Origin of the sequence: Pseudonocardia adelaidensis, from assembly GCF_039543345.1 — a bacterium.
Lineage (GTDB): Bacteria > Actinomycetota > Actinomycetes > Mycobacteriales > Pseudonocardiaceae > Pseudonocardia > Pseudonocardia adelaidensis.
In genome coordinates this window covers 36,577-56,287 of sequence record NZ_BAABJO010000019.1, presented here as the reverse complement: position 1 = coordinate 56,287, position 19,711 = coordinate 36,577, and the positions used below count along the sequence as shown (strand labels likewise).

19 protein-coding genes are annotated in these 19,711 nt (G+C 73.7%); 3 read left to right on the top strand and 16 right to left on the bottom strand.

What is annotated here, in order from left to right:
* The first annotated feature begins 38 nt into the window (after nucleotides 1-38).
* Nucleotides 39-614, top strand: a complete 576-nt coding sequence (locus tag ABEA81_RS24060) for a TetR/AcrR family transcriptional regulator (protein ID WP_345607570.1) — start codon at nucleotides 39-41, stop codon at nucleotides 612-614.
* Between the two features lie 111 nt (nucleotides 615-725).
* On the opposite strand, the gene hisS is transcribed toward ABEA81_RS24060, so the two are convergent.
* Together hisS and ABEA81_RS24050 are read right to left on the bottom strand one after the other, a co-directional pair.
* A complete protein-coding gene (gene hisS, locus ABEA81_RS24055; RefSeq protein ID WP_345607669.1) occupies nucleotides 726-1,994 on the bottom strand; it encodes a histidine--tRNA ligase in 1,269 nt (422 codons plus the stop codon).
* Between the two features lie 17 nt (nucleotides 1,995-2,011).
* Nucleotides 2,012-2,701 (bottom strand): MBL fold metallo-hydrolase, encoded by a 690-nt coding sequence (locus ABEA81_RS24050; protein WP_345607569.1) that lies wholly within the window; start codon nucleotides 2,699-2,701, stop codon nucleotides 2,012-2,014.
* Between the two features lie 90 nt (nucleotides 2,702-2,791).
* Here ABEA81_RS24050 and ABEA81_RS24045 point away from each other — a divergent pair, with 90 nt between their 5' ends.
* Together ABEA81_RS24045 and ABEA81_RS24040 are read left to right on the top strand one after the other, a co-directional pair.
* Nucleotides 2,792-3,625: a peptidylprolyl isomerase gene (locus ABEA81_RS24045; RefSeq protein WP_345607568.1), complete on the top strand. Its 834-nt coding sequence runs from the start codon at nucleotides 2,792-2,794 to the stop codon at nucleotides 3,623-3,625.
* 5 nt (nucleotides 3,626-3,630) lie between these two features.
* Nucleotides 3,631-5,271 (top strand): carboxylesterase/lipase family protein, encoded by a 1,641-nt coding sequence (locus ABEA81_RS24040; RefSeq protein WP_345607567.1) that lies wholly within the window; start codon nucleotides 3,631-3,633, stop codon nucleotides 5,269-5,271.
* Here ABEA81_RS24040 and ABEA81_RS24035 read toward each other — a convergent pair.
* The 14 genes from ABEA81_RS24035 to speB form a co-directional block, all read right to left on the bottom strand.
* Entirely contained in the window at nucleotides 5,268-5,873 is a 606-nt protein-coding gene (locus ABEA81_RS24035; RefSeq protein WP_345607566.1) for a hypothetical protein, read from the bottom strand. The two genes, ABEA81_RS24040 and ABEA81_RS24035, sit on opposite strands and share 4 nt — an antisense overlap.
* Before the next feature lie 51 nt (nucleotides 5,874-5,924).
* Nucleotides 5,925-8,258, bottom strand: coding sequence for a RelA/SpoT family protein (locus ABEA81_RS24030; RefSeq protein WP_345607565.1), 2,334 nt, complete (start codon nucleotides 8,256-8,258; stop codon nucleotides 5,925-5,927).
* Nucleotides 8,259-8,299: 41 nt separating this feature from the next.
* Nucleotides 8,300-8,860 carry an adenine phosphoribosyltransferase gene (locus ABEA81_RS24025; protein ID WP_345607564.1) on the bottom strand — a complete coding sequence of 187 codons (561 nt, stop codon included), beginning with the start codon at nucleotides 8,858-8,860 and terminating at the stop codon, nucleotides 8,300-8,302.
* Nucleotides 8,857-10,065, bottom strand: coding sequence for a protein translocase subunit SecF (gene secF, locus ABEA81_RS24020; RefSeq protein WP_345607563.1), 1,209 nt, complete (start codon nucleotides 10,063-10,065; stop codon nucleotides 8,857-8,859). The genes ABEA81_RS24025 and secF overlap by 4 nt, the downstream gene beginning before the upstream one ends.
* Before the next feature lies 1 nt (nucleotide 10,066).
* The gene (gene secD / locus ABEA81_RS24015) at nucleotides 10,067-11,812 is read right to left on the bottom strand and encodes a protein translocase subunit SecD (RefSeq protein WP_345607562.1); all 1,746 of its coding nucleotides are present in this window, start codon (nucleotides 11,810-11,812) and stop codon (nucleotides 10,067-10,069) included.
* A 61-nt stretch (nucleotides 11,813-11,873) separates the two neighbouring features.
* Nucleotides 11,874-12,293 (bottom strand): preprotein translocase subunit YajC, encoded by a 420-nt coding sequence (yajC, locus tag ABEA81_RS24010; RefSeq protein ID WP_345607561.1) that lies wholly within the window; start codon nucleotides 12,291-12,293, stop codon nucleotides 11,874-11,876.
* A gap of 59 nt (nucleotides 12,294-12,352) precedes the next feature.
* A complete protein-coding gene (gene ruvB, locus ABEA81_RS24005) occupies nucleotides 12,353-13,384 on the bottom strand; it encodes a Holliday junction branch migration DNA helicase RuvB (protein WP_345607560.1) in 1,032 nt (343 codons plus the stop codon).
* Nucleotides 13,385-13,457: 73 nt separating this feature from the next.
* Nucleotides 13,458-14,066, bottom strand: a complete 609-nt coding sequence (gene ruvA, locus ABEA81_RS24000; RefSeq protein ID WP_345607559.1) for a Holliday junction branch migration protein RuvA — start codon at nucleotides 14,064-14,066, stop codon at nucleotides 13,458-13,460.
* 73 nt (nucleotides 14,067-14,139) lie between these two features.
* Nucleotides 14,140-14,712, bottom strand: coding sequence for a crossover junction endodeoxyribonuclease RuvC (ruvC, locus tag ABEA81_RS23995; RefSeq protein WP_345607668.1), 573 nt, complete (start codon nucleotides 14,710-14,712; stop codon nucleotides 14,140-14,142).
* Between the two features lie 136 nt (nucleotides 14,713-14,848).
* Nucleotides 14,849-15,277 carry a VOC family protein gene (locus ABEA81_RS23990; RefSeq protein ID WP_345607558.1) on the bottom strand — a complete coding sequence of 143 codons (429 nt, stop codon included), beginning with the start codon at nucleotides 15,275-15,277 and terminating at the stop codon, nucleotides 14,849-14,851.
* The gene (locus tag ABEA81_RS23985) at nucleotides 15,222-15,725 is read right to left on the bottom strand and encodes an AraC family transcriptional regulator (RefSeq protein ID WP_345607557.1); all 504 of its coding nucleotides are present in this window, start codon (nucleotides 15,723-15,725) and stop codon (nucleotides 15,222-15,224) included. The genes ABEA81_RS23990 and ABEA81_RS23985 overlap by 56 nt, the downstream gene beginning before the upstream one ends.
* A 7-nt stretch (nucleotides 15,726-15,732) precedes the next feature.
* Complete coding sequence (locus tag ABEA81_RS23980) at nucleotides 15,733-17,151, bottom strand: sodium:solute symporter family protein (RefSeq protein ID WP_425570644.1); 1,419 nt, start codon at nucleotides 17,149-17,151, stop codon at nucleotides 15,733-15,735.
* 3 nt (nucleotides 17,152-17,154) lie between these two features.
* Nucleotides 17,155-18,744 carry a thiamine pyrophosphate-binding protein gene (locus tag ABEA81_RS23975; RefSeq protein ID WP_345607556.1) on the bottom strand — a complete coding sequence of 530 codons (1,590 nt, stop codon included), beginning with the start codon at nucleotides 18,742-18,744 and terminating at the stop codon, nucleotides 17,155-17,157.
* Nucleotides 18,741-19,685 (bottom strand): agmatinase, encoded by a 945-nt coding sequence (gene speB, locus ABEA81_RS23970; protein WP_345607555.1) that lies wholly within the window; start codon nucleotides 19,683-19,685, stop codon nucleotides 18,741-18,743. Before speB ends, ABEA81_RS23975 begins: the two co-directional genes overlap by 4 nt.
* Nucleotides 19,686-19,711: the final 26 nt, after the last annotated feature.

Genomic DNA, 19,711 nt, shown 5'->3' with positions numbered 1-19,711 from the left:
CGATTACCGTGCGGGGGACCGTCCGGGAGGTGACGACGATGACGACGGGATCGGTGAGCCCGAGGCGTGCGGACACCCGGCGCAACAACGAGCGCATCCTCGGCGCGGCGGCGGCGTCGCTGACCTGCTCGGGCGAGCTCTCGTTCAACGCCATCGCCAAGGCGGCGGGCGTCGGCGTCGGCACCGTCTACCGGCATTTCCCCACGCCGGAGGCGCTCGTGCTGGCCGTCTACCGGCGGGAGGTGCAGCACCTGGTCGACCTCGTCCCCACCCTCCTGCGCGACCTGTCGCCGGAGGAGGCGTTCCGGGTGTGGACCACCGACCACCTCGCCCGGTACATGATGACCAAGCGCGGCCTGGCCGAAGCCCTGCGCGCCGCCACGGCCTCCCACGAGGACGTCGCGGGCAAGGCCTACGAGGCGATCGCCGGCGCGGTGGCCACGCTGTTGGCGGCCAACGTCGAGGCGGGCACCGTGCGCCCCGACCTGGAGCCGGAGACCGTGCTGCGCGGCCTCTCCGGCCTCCTCCATCTCGACCGGAGCGGCGACTGGCGCCACCAGGCCGAGGCCCTCACCGACCTGCTCTGGCACGGCATGTGCCACCGACGAACCTGAAACCGCCAGGGCGCGTCACACACCAACTTCGGTGCTCACACACGAACCGCAGTTGCTGTGCGAGCACCACGGTTCGTGTGTGACGCCGTTGCGTCGGCGCCGCGGCCCCCATCAGGCGAGGGCCGCGACCACCGTGTCGACGACCGCGTCGAGGGCCACCGACTGCTGGTCGCCGGTCGCCAGGTCCTTCACCCCGATCGTGCCGGCCTCCAGGTCGCGCTCCCCCAGCACGAGGGCGAGGCGGGCGCCGGAGCGGTCGGCGGCCTTCATGGCGCCCTTGAGACCCCGGCCGCCGTAGGCGAGGTCCACCCGGACGCCTGCCCGGCGCAGCCGCGCCGCGAGCCCGACGAGCCGGCGCTTCGCGGCATCGCCCATCGGCACGCCGAACACCTCGCAGCGGGCCTCCGACCAGGGCGCCACGCCCTCCACCCTGCAGGCCAGCAGCGTGCGGTCGACGCCGAGCCCGAACCCGACGCCCGACAGCGGCTTCCCGCCCAGCGTGGCCATGAGGCCGTCGTAGCGGCCGCCGCCACCGATGCCGGACTGCGCGCCGAGCCCGTCGTGCACGAACTCGAACGTGGTCTTCGTGTAGTAGTCCAGGCCGCGCACCATCCGCGGGTTCTCGGTGTAGCGCACGCCCAGGTCGTCGAGGTGCTGCCTCACCGCGGCGTGGTGCTCGGCCGAGGCCGCCGACAGGTGGTCGATCAGCAGGGGCGCGTCGGTGAGCAGCTCCCGCACCTCCGGCCGCTTGTCGTCGAGCACCCGCAGCGGGTTGAGCTGAGCGCGGGCCCGGGTGGGCTCGTCGAGCGGCAGCCCGGCCAGGAACTCGCGCAGCATCCGCCCGTACTCGGGGCGGCACTCGGCGTCGCCCAGGGAGGTGATCTCCAACCGGTAGCCGGTGAGCCCCAGCGCGCGGAACCCCTCGTCGGCGACCGCGATCACCTCGGCGTCCAGCGCCGGGTCGTCCACACCGATCGCCTCGACGCCCACCTGCTGCAGCTGCCGGTAGCGCCCGGCCTGCGGGCGCTCGTAGCGGAAGAACGGGCCCGCGTACCGCAGCTTCACCGGCAGGCCGTGCCGGTCCAGGCCGTGCTCGATCACCGCCCGGACGACGCCGGCGGTGCCCTCCGGCCGGAGCGTGACCGACCGGTCGCCGCGGTCGGCGAACGTGTACATCTCCTTGCTCACGACGTCGGTGGACTCCCCGACGCCGCGGGCGTAGAGCGCGGTGTCCTCGAAGACCGGCAGCTCCAGCAGGCCGTACCCGGCGTGCTCCGCCGCCGACTCGAGCGTGGCGCGCACATGGGCGAACCCGGCCGACTCCGGCGGGTAGTACTCCGGGATGCCCTTTGGCGCCGCGAAGGCCGACTTCTCCGCCACCTTCTCCTCCAGCGCGGTCACAGGCCTCGTCCCTTCACCGGCGCCGTGATGCCCTGCAGGAACGGGTTGCCCACCCGCTCGCGCCCCACCGTGGTGGTGGGGCCGTGGCCGGGAAGCACGACGGTGTCGTCGGACCTGGTCAGCAGCTTGTCGCGCAGGCTCGCGAGCATCTGCTCGTGGTCGCCGCCGGGCAGGTCGGTGCGCCCGATCGACCCGGCGAACAGCGTGTCACCGGCCAGCACGACCTCGACGCCCTCCTCGGTGGGGGTGGTGAACACGACGGAACCGGGCGTGTGGCCCGGGGTGTGGTCGACGCGCAACGTGAGCCCGGCGAGGTCGAGCGCGGCGCCGTCGTCGAGCGCGCGGACCTCCCGGGGCTCCCGCAGCTCCAGCCGCCCGCCGAAGAACGCGGCCGCATCGGCCGAGACGCCCTTCAGCGGGTCGGCCAGCAGATCCCGGTCGTCCGGGTGGATCCACGCCGGGACGTCGTGCCCGTCGCAGACGGGGGCGACGCTGAAGGTGTGGTCGAAGTGGCCGTGGGTCAGCAGGACCGCCACCGGGGTGAGCCGATGCTCGGCGAGCAGCGCGTCCAGGGGCTCGACGGCGTCCTGGCCGGGGTCGACCACGACGCACGCCTCGCCCGGACCCGCTGCCACCACGTAGCAGTTGGTCTGGAACGAACCGGCGGGAAATCCTGCAACGAGCACGTCACCAGGGTAGAGGGACGTGACCTCACCGAATCCTCTCAGGGTCGCTCGCTATCCTGCCGCCGTTCGGCGGAAGTGAGGGAGTTGTCGGTGGCGACCAACCAGATGCGGCGTGAAGCGGCCAAGCGCAAGCTGGAGAACCAGCAGAAGCGACGGGCCGAGCGGGCGCGCCGCCGGCAGCGCACCGCGATCATCACATCGGCGTCCGTGGTCGTCGTGGTCGTCGTGGCCGTCGTGCTGCTCTCCACCGTCGGCCTGCCCGGCGGCGGCAACGACACCGCCGCTCCGCCCGCCGACGCCCCCACGCCGTCGGCCGCCCCGGCGGCGCTCGGCGACTGCACGTTCACGCCGACGCCGGACGAGCCCGCCGCGAAGCCCGCGCCGGTCCCGAGCGTCACGACCGCGAGCACCAGCGGCACGGCCGCGGTCTCCCTGCAGACGAACCGGGGTCCCATCCCGCTCACCCTCGACCGCACCACCGGCCCGTGCGCGGTGGAGAGCTTCCTGAGCCTGGTGCACGCCGGCTACTTCAACGACACCCCCTGCCACCGCCTCACCACGGGCGAGGGTCTCAAGGTGCTGCAGTGCGGCGACCCGACCGGCCAGGGCACGGGCGGCCCGGGCTACACGATCAACGACGAGCCGCCCACCAACCTCGCGCCGGCCGCCAACGGGTCGGTCGTCTACCCGCGCGGCACCCTCGCCATGGCGAAGACGTCGGCCCCCAACTCCGGTGGGAGCCAGTTCTTCCTCGTCTACGCCGACTCCACGCTCCCGCCGGACTACACGGTGTTCGGAACCGTCGATCCGGAGGGCCTGGCCACGCTCGACGCGATCGCCCAAGGCGGATCGGACGACAAGAACGGCCCCGGTGACGGCGCCCCGCGCAGCCCGGTGACCATCCAGACCGCGACCGCCGCCTGAGCGGGGTGATCTGGGCGCGCGTCGCCGTCGCGCTCTGCGTGCTCGCTCTTCTCACCGGCTGCACGACTGCGGGTACCGCTGCACCGACGGCCCCGCTCGGCGAGCTCGTCGCCGTCGACCAGGGCGAGCTGCTCGGCACCACCGACGGGCCGGTGCTGCGCTACCGGGGCATCCCGTACGCGGCGGCGCCGGTGGGCGAGCGGCGCTTCGCGCCCCCGGCCCCGCCGCCTCCGTGGAGCGGCACCCGCCCGGCCACGGATCCGGGAGCGCGGTGCGCGCAGCTGCCGGCCACGCCCGGCACCCCGCACGCGACCGCAGGCAGCGACACCGAGGACTGCCTCACGCTCGACATCACGGTGCCGGCGGGCACGGCCGCCGACGCGCGGCTGCCGGTGCTGGTCTGGGTCCACGGCGGCGGGTTCAACGCGGGTGCGGGCACCGACACCGATCCGCGTCGCCTCGCCGAGGTGGGCCCGCTCGTCGTCGTCACCGTCAACTACCGGCTCGGCATCTTCGGGTTCTTCGGCCTCCCGGGCCTGGAGGGGTCGGGCTCGTTCGGCCTGCTCGACCAGCGGGCCGCCCTGGTCTGGATCCAGCACAACATCGCGGCGTTCGGCGGCGACCCGGACAGCGTGACGCTCGCCGGCCAGTCCGCCGGGGCCGACAGCGTCTGCGCGCACCTCACCTCGCCGGCGTCCACCGGGCTGTTCCACCGGGTGATCATGCAGAGCGGCGAGTGCGGCGCGACCGAGCTCGTCGACGTGATCCACCCCGGCGCAGGCCCCGCGGGTGACACGTGGAAGCCGCTCCCCCTGCTCGAGGCGGCGGGCGTCGCGGCGGCGGGCACCCTCGGCTGTCCCGCACCCGCCGACGGCCGGGACATGGCCGACGTGATCACATGCCTGCGCGCGCTGCCGACGGCGACGCTCGTCGGGGGCACCGGCTACTACTGGAGCCCGGCCACCGGCACGTCGACGCTGCCGCGCCGGCCGTCCGACGTGCTGGTGGGCCGGGACGTCCGCCCGGGCATCCCCGTCCTCGCCGGCACCACCCGCGACGAGGGCACCCTGTTCACGGTCGCGTTCTTCGACCGCGCCGGCGCCCCCATCACCGACGCCGGGTTCCGCGACCTGGTCGCGGCCGCCACGGGCGCCCGGGCCGCGGAAGCGGGCGCGGCCTACCGCACCGCGGACCGCTCCCCCGGCCGGGCGTGGTCGGACATCATCACCGACCGCGCGTACGCCTGCACCGGCCTCGGGAACTACCGGGCCCTGGCCGACCGGGGTCCGGTCTACGCCTACGAGCTCGCGGAGCCGGCCGCGCCGTCACCGTACGTCGCGCTGCCACCCGACCTCGCAGGCGGCTCTCCGCACGGTGCGGAGATGCCCTACCTGTTCGACCTCGTGCCCGGCGGGCCCGACCTCACGCCCGGCCAGGAGGCCCTCGCGGCCGAGCTCGTGGGCCGGTGGGCGCGCTTCGCGACGACCGGCGACCCCAACGGCGGCCCGGGTCCCGGCACCGCGTGGCCGCCGTGGTCCGGCGAGGGCCTGCTGCTCACGATCGCCGGTCCGGGCACGGCCACGACCGTCACCCCGGCCGCGGAGTTCGCCGCGGCGCACCGGTGCGCGCGGTGGGGTGTCCGCTAGCCGGCCGCACCCGTCAGATCCCGGTCGACCCGGCGGTGGTAGCGCATCCCGGCGAGACCGCCGAGCACCGCACCCACCAGCGTCACCACCAGCACGCCGACGGCGAGTGCCGCGGCACCGGCGGACAGCACGCCCCCGCTCATCGGGAGCCGGACCAGGTCGTAGAGGCTCGGGACCGGGACGGCACCGGTCACCACCGTGGTGATCACCGCCCCGATCACCGCCAGGAACAACGTCCACAGCCACACCGCCACGCCCTGCCGCGCGCCGGCGAACCGTGCCATCCGCCCGGCGACGTAGCCGCCGCAGTAGTAGGCGACGAAGATGGCTGCCAGCAGGACGAGCGCGCCCACCACACCGATGGTCCGGCTCGTGGCGGCGGGATCCACGGCCATGGGGTTCACCAGCCCCAGTGCGGCGCCTGCTGCCGCCGCGAGGGCACCCAGCAGCGCCGCCATGCCCGTGGCCGTCACCCAGCCGAAGAAGGCCGAGCCCCACCGGATGCCGCCGAACCGGCGTGCCTGCTCGGACGTCAGGGGGTTGCGTGCCCGCGTGAAGGTGGGGAAGGGTTGCGTGCGTTCCGCGTCGGGGACCGTACTCATGGGTTCTCCTCCCTCTGTGGGAAGGAGGTACCCCGATCGAGTGTGCGGCACTCAGCTCGCGCTGGTCACCCGGTACACGTCGTAGACGCCCTCCACGTTGCGCACCGCGCGCAGCACGTGCCCGAGGTGCTTCGGGTCGCCCATCTCGAAGGTGAACCGGGAGACCGCGACCCGGTCGCGGGAGGTCTGGACGGACGCGGAGAGGATGTTGACGCGCTCGTCGGCGAGCACCTTGGTGACGTCGGACAGCAGCCGGTGCCGGTCGAGCGCCTCCACCTGGATGGCCACGAGGAACACCGAGCCCGGCTGCACCGACCACGCGACCTCGACGAGCCGCTCCGAGCGGGCCTGCAGGTCCTTGGCGTTGGTGCAGTCGGTGCGATGCACGCTGATGCCGCCGCCGCGGGTGACGAACCCCAGGATGTCGTCGCCCGGCACCGGGGTACAGCAGCGGGCGAGCTTGGTGTACATGTCGCCGACGTCCCCGTCGGGGCCGCGCACCACGACGCCGGCGTCGCCACTGGTGCGCCGCAGCCGCACGATGGACGGGGTGGCGCGCTCGGCGAGGTCCTCCTCGGCCTGGTCCTCCCCACCGAGCAGCGCGACCAGCCGCTGCACGACGTGCCGGGCGCTGGCGTGGCCCTCCCCGACCGCCGCGTACAGGCCGGAGACGTCGGGGAAGTGCATCTCCCGGGCGAGCGCGGACATCGCGTCGGCCGAGACGAGCCGCTGCAGCGGGAACGAGGTGCGGCGGGCCTCGCGGGCGATCGACTCCTTGCCCGCCTCGATGGCCTCCTCGCGGCGCTCCTTGGCGAACCACTGCTTGACCTTCGTCTTCGCCCGCGGGGACGCGACGAACGTGAGCCAGTCGCGGCTCGGCCCGGCGCTCTCCGCCTTGGACGTGAAGATCTCGACGACGTCGCCGGACTCGAGCTTGCGTTCCAGCGCCACGAGCTTGCCGTTGACGCGGGAGCCGATGCAGCGGTTGCCGACCTCGGTGTGCACGGCGTAGGCGAGGTCGACCGGGGTGGACCCGGCCGGCAGCGTGACGACGTCGCCCTTGGGCGTGAAGACGAAGATCTGCTGCGCACCGAGCTCGTTGCGCAGCGACTCCAGGAAGTCTCCGGGGTCGGCGGCCTCCCGCTGCCAGTCGAGCAGCTGGCGCATCCACGCCATCTGCTCCACCTCGACGGCCTGGCCGCTGTGGGAGCCGCGGGTCTCCTTGTACCGCCAGTGCGCCGCGATGCCGAACTCGGCCGTGTTGTGCATCTCGCGGGTGCGGATCTGCACCTCGAGGGGCTTGCCGTCCGGCCCGATCACGGTGGTGTGCAGCGACTGGTACACGCCGAACCGGGGCTGGGCGATGTAGTCCTTGAACCGGCCCGGCATCGGCTGCCACAGGGCGTGGACCATGCCCATCGCCGCGTAGCAGTCGCGCACCTCGTCGACGAGCACGCGGACGCCGACGAGGTCGTGGATGTCGTCGAAGTCGCGGCCCTTGACGATCATCTTGCGGTAGATCGAGTAGTAGTGCTTGGGCCTGCCCTCGACCGTGGCCTGGATCCGGGCCGAGTCGAGCTGCTGCATGACCTCGTCGATGACCTGCTTGAGGTACGTGTCGCGGGACGGTGCGCGTGTGGCGACCAGCCGCACGATCTCGGAGTACTTCTTCGGGTGCAGGATCGCGAAGGACAGGTCCTCCAGCTCCCACTTGATGGTGGCCATCCCGAGCCGGTGGGCCAGCGGGGCCAGCACCTCGAGGGTCTCGCGGGCCTTCTTGGCCTGCTTCTCGGGCGGCAGGAAGCGCATCGTGCGCATGTTGTGCAGCCGGTCCGACAGCTTGATCACCAGCACCCGGGGGTCGCGGGCCATCGCGACGATCATCTTGCGGATCGTCTCGGCCTCGGCGGCGGTGCCCAGCTCGACCTTGTCCAGCTTGGTGACGCCGTCGACGAGGTGGGCCACCTCCTCGCCGAAGTCCTTGCGCAGCCGGTCGAGCGAGTAGTCGGTGTCCTCGACCGTGTCGTGCAGCAGCGCCGCGACGAGCGTGGTGGTGTCCATGCCCAGCTCCGCCAGGATGCTGGCCACGGCGAGCGGGTGGGTGATGTACGGGTCGCCGGACTTGCGCTTCTGGCCGGCGTGCTTGGCCTCGGCCACGTCGTAGGCGCGCTGCAGGAGGCCCAGGTCGGCCTTCGGGTGCAGGGTGCGGTGCACGCTGGCGAGCGGTTCGAGCACCGGGGCGACGACGGCCACCCGCTGCGGCGTCATGCGCCGCGCGATGCGGGCGCGCACCCGGCGCGTGGCGGACGGCCGGGCCGCGTTGCCGCTCGGGTCGGGAGGGGCCGGGCTCGCGGCCGGGGGCGCGGGCTGTTGCAGCTCCGTCATCCCGTCGCGCCTTCCACCCGCACCAGTCTAGGCGCCCCCGATCAGACCGCCAGCAGGGCGTGCACCGGGAGGCCATCCAATCGTGACCGGCCGTTCAGCGCGGTGAGCTCCAGCAACGCGCCGAACCCGACGACAGTGGCGCCGACCTCGCGCAGCAGGTCGGCGGACGCCGCGGCGGTGCCGCCCGTGGCGAGCACGTCGTCGACGAGGAAGACGCGGGCCCCTGGGGAGACCGTGTCGGCGGGCAGCTCCAGGGTGGCGCTGCCGTACTCCAGGTCGTAGCGGCGCGACGCCGCGACGCGGGGCAGCTTGCCCGCCTTGCGGACGGGGACGACGCCCGTGCCCGCCACCACCGCGACCGCGGCGCCCAGCAGGAACCCGCGCGCCTCGATGCCCGCCACCAGGTCGGCCTCTCCCACCAGCGCCGCGAGCTCGGTGGTGACCACCGTGAACGCCTCGGCGTCGGCGAGTACCGGCGTGACGTCACGGAACAGGATGCCCGGGGACGGGTAGTCGGGAACGTCGCGGACCAGGCCGGCCACCCGCTCCAGGTCGGGCCCCGACCCGGTGTCGGCGCCCGCCACGGTGACGGGGCCGCTCACCGGTGACGCTTGCCGGACGGACGGCCCGACTTGCCGGACGGCCGCGCCGCCCGCTGCTGGCCGCGGGCGTGCCGCGCCGGCACGGTGCCGGCCGCGGCCATGGCGCGCTCCTTGCGCAGCTCCCCCGCGAGCACGGTGTCGTCGGCGAGGTCCGGGTCGACGTCGGGCGCGGCACCCCCCGCGGCCTGAGCGGCGGCGCTCGCCGCCTTCTGCCGCCGCGCCCTGACGCGCTCCGCCTGCTGCTGGTACCGCGGGTCGCGCATCTTGAGGTCGACGAGGATCGGCGCGGCCAGCAGCAGCGACGACAGCGCGCCGGCGATGATGCCGACCATCTGCACGAGCGCCAGGTCGGCGAGGGTGCCGACCCCGAGCACGCCGACCCCGATCACCATCAGCGCCATGACCGGCAGCACCGCGAAGAGCGACGTGTTGAGCGACCGGATGAGCGTCTGGTTGAGCGCGAGGTTGGCCGTCTCGGCGTACGTGCGGCGGGTGAGCCCGAGCAGCCCGCGGGTGTTCTCCTTGACCTTGTCGAACACGACGACCGTGTCGTACAGGGAGAACCCGAGGATCGTCAGCAGGCCGATCACCGTGGACGGGGTGACCTCGAACCCGATGAGCGAGTAGATGCCCGCGGTGACGACCACGTCGTGCAGCAGCGCGACGAGCGCGGCGAGCGCCATGGCGCGTTCGAAGTAGAACGCCAGGAAGATCGTGACGAGCACGAGGAACACGGCCAGCGCGATGAGCGCCTGCCGGGTGATCTGCCCGCCCCAGCTGCCGCTCACCGCACTGTCGCTGATGGCCTCCGGCGCCGGTGTGCCACCCGTGCCGATCGGCTGGAACGTGTCGAACAGCGCCTGCTTGAGCGGCACGAGCTGGGCCGGTCCGAGCGGCTCCGACCGGATCAGGATCGATGCCGAGTCACCCGTGCCGGCGGCCTGCACGGCCTCCGGCTCGTTGCCGATCACCCGCTCGTACACCGCCCGCACCGACTCGACGTCGGCCGGCGCGGCCGCGCTCTTGGCCGGGAACTGGATCTGGGTGCCGCCGGTGAAGTCGATGCCGAGGTTGAAGCCGCGGAACACGATCGACCCGATGCACACCAGCACCAGCACCGAGAACGCGATGTACCAGACGCGCTTGCGTCCGACGATGTCGAACGCGCCCGTGCCCGTGTAGAGCCTGTTGAGGACCCCGGCCACGTCAGGCTCCCTTCGATCGGCCGGATGCGGCGGCGAGCGCGCGCCTGCGCTCGGCACCCGTGCGGGCGGCCTCGCCCAGCCCGGACAGTCCGGGGTTGCTGAACACGCGCGACTTGGCCACCAGCGCCACCAGCGGGTGCGTCACCAGGAACACGACGATCAGGTCGAGCACGGTGGACAGGCCGAGGGTGAAGGCGAAGCCCTTCACCTGCCCGACGGCCAGCAGGTAGAGCACCGCGGAGCACAGGAAGCTCACGGCGTCGGCGGACAGGATCGTGCGCCGCGCCCGCACCCATCCGCGCGGCACGGCCGAACGGAACGTGCGCCCGTCGCGCATCTCGTCCTTCAACCGTTCGAAGAAGATGATGAACGAGTCGGCCGTGATGCCGATGGCGAGGATGAAGCCGGCCACGCCCGCGAGGTCGAGGGTGAACCCGATCCAGCGTCCGAGCAGCACCAGCACCGGGTAGACGATCGCCGCGGACAGCGCCAGCGACAGGATCAGGAGTATCCCGAGGACCCGGTAGTAGAACAGGCCGTAGATGAACACGAGCCCCAGCCCGATCAGGCCGGCGATCAGCCCGGCCTCCAGGGACGCGAGCCCGAGCGTCGCGGACACCGTCTGCGCCTCCGACGACTCGAACGACAGCGGCAGCGAGCCGTAGCGCAGGACGCCGGCCAGCTGCTCGGCCTCCTTCTGGCTGAACTGGCCCTCGATCTGGGTGGCCCCGAAGATCGGCTGGTTGATCTTGGGCGCGGACACGACCTCGCCGTCGAGCGTGAACGCCGTCAGCTTGCCGACGTTGTTGGTGGTGTAGTCGCCCCACACCTGCTGGCCGTGGGCCTCGAACGTCAGGCTGACGACCCAGCCGACGCCGGTGGTGTTCTGCTGCGCCTGCGCGCTGGCGATCTCGGTGCCCTCGAGGAACGACGGGCCGAGGATGTACTTCTCGGTGCCGTCCTCGTTGCACGCCACCAGGGGCTTGGTCGGGTCGTCGTAGCCGCGCAGCGGGTCCCGCGCGTGGCAGTCGAGCGTGAGCAACGCGGTCTGCTGCACCGTGGGGTCGGTGCTCTGCCGCATCTGACGCACGGCGTCGACCTCGGCGGCGAGCCGGGGGTCGGCGGGCGCGGCCGGGGCCGCGGCCGGCGGCGGGGGCGCGGGCGGCGGCGTCGGGTCCTGCAGCGGACGGCTGAAGGCGGCCGGGGCGACATCGCGTTCGACGGCGTCACCCGAGGCACCCATCCCCTGCGGCTGCCCCGTGGGCGGGGCCTGCCCCGCATCCGGCGCCGGTTGCGCGGGGTCGGCCGGCGGTGCCCCCGGATCCGCGGGTGGGGCGCCCGGCTGCTGCTGTGGCTGCTGCTGCGCGGCGTACGGCCCGCCGATGACCTCGCGGAACCGCAGCTGGGCCGTCTGGCCGAGCGAGCGCGCCTGGTCGCCCTCCTGGCCGGGCACGGTGATCGTCAGGTTGCTGCCGTCGATCACCACCTCGGCACCGCTCACGCCGAGGCCGTTGACGCGCTCCTCGATGATCGCCTGTGCCTGCTGCAACTGCTCACGCGGCGGCTCGGCACCGGTCTCGGTGCGGGGCTGCAGCGTGACGCGCGTGCCGCCCTGCAGGTCGATGCCCAGCTTCGGCGTCGGGCTGCCGCCGCCGGTGAAGAACACCAGCGCGTACAGCGCGGCGACGACGGCGACGAACGCCGCCAGGTGACGCCAGGGGCGGATCTGCCCCGGGGTGGATGCCACTGCTCGCGATCTCTTCCTTCTCAGGTGCGGCCCGCCCGGCGCAACGGCCGCGCGGGCGCCGTCAGCTGCGGGCCGTGCCGTTCGTCGACTCGTCCTTCTCCACGGTCGACTTCTCGAGCGACGGGGCCGCCGGGTCCTCGGACTTCTCCTCGGTGGCCGCGGCCGGGGTGGTGGCCGGGTCGACGGCCGGCGTCTCCTCCACGGGGGTCTCGTCCTCGGTGGCGACCGGGTTGACCTTCTCCCGGACCGCACCTCGCACCCAGGTGGTGACGACGCCGTCGGCGATCTCGATGTCGAGCGTGTCCTCGTAGGAGGCGTCGACGATGGTGCCGCGCAGGCCCGACGTGGTGATCACGACGTCTCCGGCCTCGAGGGCCGCCTGCATCTTCTGCATCTCCTGCATCTGACGCCGCTGCTTGCGCCCCGATAGGAAGATCGGGATGAACAGCAGCAGGATCAACAGGGGGAACAGCAGTTCCATGGTTTCGGTCTCCGAATCTCCGCACGTCGTGGAGCCACCAGAGTCTGCCAGCCCCCGGTTCAGAACAACGCGGGAGGGCCACCCGGAGTGACGTCGGGTGGCGCAGCGATGCCCAGATGTGACCAGGCGGCTGCGGTGGCAACCCGGCCCCGTGGCGTGCGCGCCAGCATGCCGGCCCGCACCAGGAAGGGCTCGCAGACCTCCTCGACGGTACCCGGTTCCTCCCCCACCGCCACTGCCAGCGTCGATACGCCCACCGGGCCGCCGCCGAACGACTTCACCAGTGCGCCGAGCACCGCGCGGTCGAGCCGGTCGAGGCCGAGCTCGTCGACGTCGTAGACGGCAAGCGCTTCGCGGGCCACGGAGCGCGTGACGGCGCCGTCGGCGCGCACCTCGGCGAAGTCGCGCACGCGGCGCAGCAGCCGGTTCGCGATGCGCGGCGTGCCCCGGGACCGCATGGCGATCTCCTCGGCGCCGTCCGGACGCAGGTCGACGTCCAGGATCGCGGCCGCGCGGCGCAGCACGAGCTCCAGCTCCACCGGCTCGTAGAACTCCATGTGCGCGGTGAACCCGAAGCGGTCGCGCAGCGGGCCGGTGAGCGCGCCGGACCGGGTGGTGGCGCCCACCAGCGTGAACGGGGCGATGTCGAGCGGGATGGAGGTGGCGCCGGGTCCCTTGCCGACGACGACGTCGACGCGGAAGTCCTCCATCGCGAGGTAGAGCATCTCCTCGGCGGGCCGGGCCGTGCGGTGGATCTCGTCGATGAACAGGACGTCGCCGGGCTCGAGGTTCGACAGCATCGCCGCGAGGTCACCGGCGCGCTCCAGCGCGGGGCCGGAGGTCAGCCGGATCGCCGCGCCCATCTCGGCGGCCACGATGAGCGCGAGGCTCGTCTTGCCCAGCCCGGGCGGCCCGGACAGCAGGATGTGGTCGGGCGGCTGCCCGCGGCGGCGCGCGCCCTCGAGCACGAGCTCCAGCTGCTCCCGCACCCGCGGCTGCCCGATGAACTCGGTCAGCGTGCGCGGGCGCAGCGACGCGTCGACCTCGAGGTCCTCCGGCTCGGGCCCGGGCGTCAGCGAAACCTCGCTCACCGCCCGCCCTCGCCGGAGCCCGGGCGACCGCTTCGCGGACGCGCTGTGCCGATGGTTCGCTCGCTCCGCTCGCTCACCGTCCCTTCCCACCACCCAGCCTCGTGAGTGCGGCCCGCAGGAGTGCGCTCGCGTCCGCGGTGCCGTCACCGGCCAGCACGGCGTCGACCGCCCCCTCGGCGGGCTTCGCGGCGAAGCCGAGACCGACCAGCGCCTCCACCACCTGGTCGCGGCGCGGGTTGGTCCCGTTCCCGGCGACCGGCAGCGTCGCGGCCGACGGGGCGGGGGCGACGACCTTGTCCCGCAGCTCGAGGGCCAGCCGCTCGGCGCCCTTGCGGCCGATCCCGGGCACCCGGGTGAGCGTGGTGAGGTCGCCGTCGACGAGGGCGCGGCGCAGCGCGTCCGGGCTCAGCACGGCGAGGGTGGCGAGCGCGATGCGCGGCCCGATCCCGCTCACGGTCTGCAGCAGGCCGAAGAGCTCCCGCTCCTCCTCGTCGGCGAACCCGAACAGGGTGAGCGAGTCCTCCCGCACCACGAGCGCGGTGGCGAGCCTGCCCTGCTCGCCCCGGCGCAGCCGCGAGAGCGTGCCCGGCGTCGCCTGCACGGCGAGGCCGACGCCACCGACCTCGACGACCGCGTGGTCGAGGCCGATCTCCAGCACCTCGCCCCGGACGGAGCTGATCATGGCACCTCCTCGCTGACGCTCGTCGGCACCATGATCTTCGATGCTGTGTTCGATGGTGACCTCGCAAGCTCGGTCACGATGCCTCCCTCGCACGTCGCGCCGCATCGAGCCGCGCCTTGTGGGCGCGGGCGAGCTCGGCCGACCGCGCCTGCGCCTGCGCCATCCGGTCGAGCATCGGCGCGCGCCAGCAGTGGCAGATGGCGAGGGCGAGCGCGTCGGCCGCGTCGGCGGGCCGTGGCGCCTCCTCCAGCGCGAGCAACCGCGTGACCATCGTCGTCACCTGCTGCTTCCCCGCGCGACCCTCGCCGGTGACCGCGGCCTTCACCTCGCTGGGCGTGTGGAACGCGACCGGAAGGCCCGCCTTCGCCGCGAGCATCGCGACGACCCCGCTCACCTGGGCGGTGCCCATCACCGTGCGGACGTTGTGCTGGCTGAACACCCGCTCGACCGCCACGACGTCGGGCCGGTGTCGCTCGATCCACCGCTCGACGACCGCACCGACGGCGAGCAGCCGCTCCGGCAGCGGCGCGTCCGCCGGGGTGCGCACGACGTCGACGTCCACGCACCGCACACGCCGCCCGCCCGCGCCGTCGACGACGCCGAGCCCGCACCGGGTCAACCCCGGGTCGACGCCGAGCACCCGCACCCGATCTCCCCACCCCGTCATCGCCGAGCCGATCGTCGCCAGCCGATCATTTCCGCGAACAGCCGTTCGAGGTGGCAGGCTACCGGCGTGCCCGCGGAGCGTCGCAGGGGCGCGCCGACCCCGGATCCGATCCCGCTCAGCCGGCCGGCTGGGTGAGGCTGAACCAGTTGCCGGAGTCGTCGCGGAAGATCGCCTCCACGCCGTAGGGCCGCGCGGCGGGCTCCTGGGTGAACACGACCCCGCGCGCGGACAGCTCCTCGTAGGTCGTCCGGATGTCGTCGGTGGCCATCGCCCCGGCGCCCAGCGCCCCCTTCGCGACGAGCACGCGGATCTGGTCGGCCGTGGCGTCGTCGTTCACCATCCGCGGGTCGGCCAGGATCATCTCGACGTCCGGCTGGTCGGGCGGACCGACCGTGAGCCAGCGGAACCCCTCTCCCGCTCCCTCGAAGTCGGCACCCATCCGCACGTCGCTGCGCACCTCGAAGCCGAGCTTCTCGGTGTAGAACTCCTTAGCCCGGTCCTGGTCCAGGACGAACAGGCACGCGTGCGACAGCCGTCTGATCATGTCGTCGACGGTAGGACCTGCGGCTCCCCGGTGCTTCTTCGAGATTGCGGTATCCGGGACGGCTCCACGCCATCACGAAGCAGCCCGGCACCCGCGGCGCGCCGCGCTCGGCGTGCAGGCGCCGGTACCCGGTGGGCGAGGCCCCGACCAGCTCCGAGAACCGCGCGCTGAACGACCCGACGCTCGAGAAGCCGACCAGGTGGCAGATCTCGGTGACCGTGAGGTCGGCCGAGCGCAGCAGGTCCTGGGCGCGCTCGACGCGACGGCGGGTGAGGTACCGGCCCGGCGTCTCCCCGTAGGCCGCCTTGAAGGCCCGCACGAAGTGGTAGCGGGAGAACCCGGCCACCCGGGCCATCGCGTCGACGTCGAGCCGCTCGGCGAAGTGCCGGTCGATCAGGTCGCGCGCCCGCCGCAGGTGGAACACAGCGGGGACGACGGGCGCCGGCACCGGACCATCACACCACGGGTGCCCGCTCCGCCGCGCTGCGCCGGTCCCACTCGGCGAGCACGTCGGACGCGGTGGGACGGGACGCGGCGCTCCCGGCCACGAACGCGACCAGGCCCGCCGCCAGCCCCACGTAGACCGGCTCGTTCGCGTAGATGTCGCCGACGACGGCCATCGTCGCCAGTGTCGCGACGGTCCCGACGGCCATCGCGGCCACGGCGCCGACGATCGTGGCCCGCCGCCACACGAGCCCGCCGAGGATCGGCACGAGCAGGCCGCCGACCAGGATGTCGTAGGCGATCGTCAGCGCGGCCACCACGTCCTGCAGCAGGCACGAGATCACGATCACCACGGCGCCGAGCCCGACGATGAGCAGCCGGTTTCCGCGCACGTGGTCCTCCTCCCCGCCCGCGGGTGCGCGCCCGCGCAGCCGCTGCAGGATGTCCTGGCCGAACACCGTGGCGTTCGCGATCAGCGCACCGCTCGCGGTGGACATGACGGCGGCCAGCGCCGCCGCGAGCACCAGCCCCGCCAGCGCCGGGGGCATGGTCGCGGCCACCACGGCGGTGAAGGCGTCGTCGCGCTCCGCCAGGCCCGGGACGAGCACGCTCGCCCCCATCCCGACCAGCGCGCCGGCCACGCCGTACAGCAGGCAGTAGACCCCTGCCGCCGCCCCGCCCCAGCGGGCCACGCCCGGGCTGCGGGCGGTGAACACGCGCTGCCAGATGTCCTGCCCGATGAGCAGGCCGAACGTGTAGACGACGAAGTACGTCACGATCGTGTCCCCGCCGATCGTGGTGAGCGAGAGCGCCTCCGGCGGCACCGCCGCGAACCCGCCCGCCCGCACGAGCACCACCGGCAGCAGGATCAGGAAGATCCCGACGGTCTGGATCAGGAACTGCACGAAGTCGGTGAGCGTGATCGACCACATCCCGCCCAGCGCCGAGTAGACCACCACGACGACGCCGCCCACGATGATCGACGGCACCCGGGGGAGGTCGAGCAGCGCCGCGAAGATCGTGGCGTACGCGATCGTCGAGGTCACGGTCAGCATCAGCGTGTAGCCGAACATCACCACCCCGGACAGCACGCTCGCCCCCGGCCCGTACCGCAGCTCGAGCATCTGGCTCACCGTGTAGACGCGCAGCCGCTGCACCCGCCCGGCGAACAGCAGCGACAGCAGCAGGACGCCCGCCCCGATGGCGACCACCAGCCACATGCCCGACAGCCCGTACTCGTAGCCGAGACCGACGCCACCGATCGTCGACGCCCCGCCGAGCACGAGCGCGGACATCGTGCCGGCGTAGAGCAGCGGGCCGAGCCGCCTGCCGGCGACGAGGAAGTCCGCTTCGGTCCTGGCCCTGCGCTTGCCCCAGAAGCCGAAGGCGATCATGGCGACGAGGTAGGCGGCGACGATGGCGACGTCCACGTCTCACTCCCGGTTGTTCAGGTGGATGAGGGTCGGGCGGTCGGCCGACAGCGCGTCGGCCACGAGCGCGGTGAGCGCGCCCGGGTCGGTCGTGCGCACGCCGAGGGCGCCGAAGGCCCCGGCGAGCGCGGTGAGGTCGGGCACGGGCAGGTCCACGCCGACGGGTGGGATGCCCCGTGCCTCCTGCTGGTCGCGGATCTCCCGGTAGCCGCCGTTGTCGACCACGACGATCGGCAGCGGCAACCGCAGGTCGACGGCGGTGGCCAGCTCCTGCACGGAGAACAGGAACGCCCCATCCCCCAGCAGGACCGCGGCGGGGTGGCCGGGCCGGGCGAGCGACGCCCCGATCGCCGCCGGCAGACCGTACCCGAGCGTGGCGTAGCCGGGGGTGTAGCAGAACCGCCGCGGCGCCGGGACGTCGAAGAAGTGCACCGAGCCCAGGTACGTGACCTGTGAGCTGTCACCCGCGAGCACGGCGTCGGCCGGCAGCCCGGCCCGGACGGCGGCGTTGATGCGCTCGTAGCCCCCGGCGCCGGCCCGCGCCTCGGCGCGGCACGCCTCCCGCAGCCCGTCCACGTCGACCGGCGCCTGCACGCGCTCCGGGAGCGCGGCGAGCAGCGCGCGCAGGGTGGCCGCGGCGTCGCCGAGCAGCGCGACGTCGGCCCGGCAGTTCTTGTGCAGCTGCCCGCGGTCGATGTCACAGCGGATCACGGCCTCGGCCCCGATCCGGCCCTCCCACAGGTCGGCGTCGCCGAGCTCGCTGCCCACCACGAGCAGGGCGTCGCTGTCCGCGGCCGCCTTCTGGAGGGCGCGCAGCCGCACCGCGGCGCCGACGGCGAGCGGGTGTGACTCGTCGAGCACCCCCTTGCCGTTGACGGTGGTGGCGACGGGCGCTCGCAGGGCCTCGGCGAGCCCCCGGACCTCCGCGGCCGCGTCCACGGCGCCGCCGCCCGCGATCACCAGCGGGCGGCGGGCGCCGGCGAGCAGGGTGGCCGCCCGCCGGACGTCGGCGGCGTCGGGGGCGGGCACCGGTGTGACGGCACCGACCCACGGGCTGCCGCCCCACGGCTGCTCCAGCACGTCCAGCGGGATCTCGAGGTGCACCGGCCGCGGCCGCGTCCCGCGGAACGCGGCGAACGCCTCCGTGACGGCGTCGGCGGCCTCCTCGGGGCTCGCCACGCGCCGGCTCCAGCGCACGAGGCGACCCATCGCGCCGCTCGCGTCCTTGGTCTCGTGCAGCAGGCCGAGGTCGGCGCCCTCGGCGCCCGTCGGGACCCCCGGGGAGAGGACGAGCACCGGCTGCGACTCGGCGTAGGCGGCGGCCGCCGCCGTCATCGCGTTCGTCAGCCCGGGACCACTGGTGGTCAGCACGACACCGGGCCTGCCGCCGACGCGCGCGTACCCCTCGGCGGCGTAGCCGGCGCCCTGCTCGTGCCGCGGCGTCACCGCGCGGATCCCGCACGGCGCGAGGTGCCGGTAGAGCTCCAGGTTGTGGGTGCCCGGGATGCCGAAGACGGTGTCGACGCCGTGCGCGGCGAGGGTCTCGACGACGGCCGCACCGCCGTTGGGGGCACCGCCGTTGCGCGTGCTCATGTCGCCCCGGTCGTCGCCGCCAGCACGGCCAGCAGCTCGTACGCCACGTGTGCAGCCGCGATCCCGGTGATCTCCGCGTGGTCGTAGGCCGGGGCGACCTCGACGATGTCGGCCCCGACGATGTCGGTGCCCGCCAGTGCGCGCAGCGCGTGCAGCAGCTCCCGGCTGGTGAGCCCGCCCGCTTCGGGCGTGCCGGTGCCGGGCGCGTGCGCGGGGTCGAGCACGTCGATGTCGACCGAGACGTAGACCGGCCCGTCGCCGAGCCGGGCGCGCATCCGCTCGACGACGGCGGCGAGCCCGTCGGTCTGGAAGTCGTCGGAGCCGATCACCTGGAAGCCGAGCGCGCGGTCGTCGCGCAGGTCGCTCGCCGCGTACAGCGGCCCACGGATCCCGACGTGCAGGCAGCGCTCCGGGTCGAGCAGGCCCTCCTCGCTCGCCCGCCGGAACGGCGTGCCGTGGGTGTAGGGCGCGCCGAAGTAGGTGTCCCAGGTGTCGAGGTGGGCGTCGAAGTGGAGCACGGCGACCGGTCCGTGCTCGCGGTGCACCGAGCGCAGCAGCGGCAGCGCGATCGTGTGGTCGCCGCCGACCGAGAGCAGCCGCGCGCCGTTCCCCCGCAGCTCGTCGGAGGCGCGCTCGACCGCCCGGATCGCGTCATCGAGGTCGAACGGGTTGATCGCGACGTCCCCGGCGTCGACCACCTGCTGGGCGGCGAACGGCGACACGCCCAGGCCGGGGTGGAACGGGCGCAGCAGCTTCGACGACGCGCGCACGTGCGCCGGTCCGAAGCGGGCGCCGGGCCGGTAGGACACGCCCGAGTCGAACGGCATCCCGAGCACCGCCACGTCCACGTCCGTGACCTGGTCGAGGCGCGGAATGCGGGCGAACGTGTCCGGGCCGGCGAAGCGGGGCGTCACGGTCGCGTCGACTGGTCCCAGCGGCATCGGCCCAGGGTGGGCTCCCCATGCTT

Excerpts from the sequence above, each read along its gene's own strand:
- speB (WP_345607555.1), bottom strand. The coding sequence starts at position 19,685 with ATGCCGCTGGGACCAGTCGACGCGACCGTGACGCCCCGCTTCGCCGGC.
- ruvA (WP_345607559.1), bottom strand. The coding sequence starts at position 14,066 with ATGATCAGCTCCGTCCGGGGCGAGGTGCTGGAGATCGGCCTCGACCAC.
- ABEA81_RS24035 (WP_345607566.1), bottom strand. The coding sequence starts at position 5,873 with ATGAGTACGGTCCCCGACGCGGAACGCACGCAACCCTTCCCCACCTTC.
- ABEA81_RS24060 (WP_345607570.1), top strand. The coding sequence starts at position 39 with ATGACGACGGGATCGGTGAGCCCGAGGCGTGCGGACACCCGGCGCAAC.
- yajC (WP_345607561.1), bottom strand. The coding sequence starts at position 12,293 with ATGGAACTGCTGTTCCCCCTGTTGATCCTGCTGCTGTTCATCCCGATC.
- ABEA81_RS24030 (WP_345607565.1), bottom strand. The coding sequence starts at position 8,258 with ATGACGGAGCTGCAACAGCCCGCGCCCCCGGCCGCGAGCCCGGCCCCT.
- ABEA81_RS23990 (WP_345607558.1), bottom strand. The coding sequence starts at position 15,277 with ATGATCAGACGGCTGTCGCACGCGTGCCTGTTCGTCCTGGACCAGGAC.
- ABEA81_RS23975 (WP_345607556.1), bottom strand. The coding sequence starts at position 18,744 with ATGAGCACGCGCAACGGCGGTGCCCCCAACGGCGGTGCGGCCGTCGTC.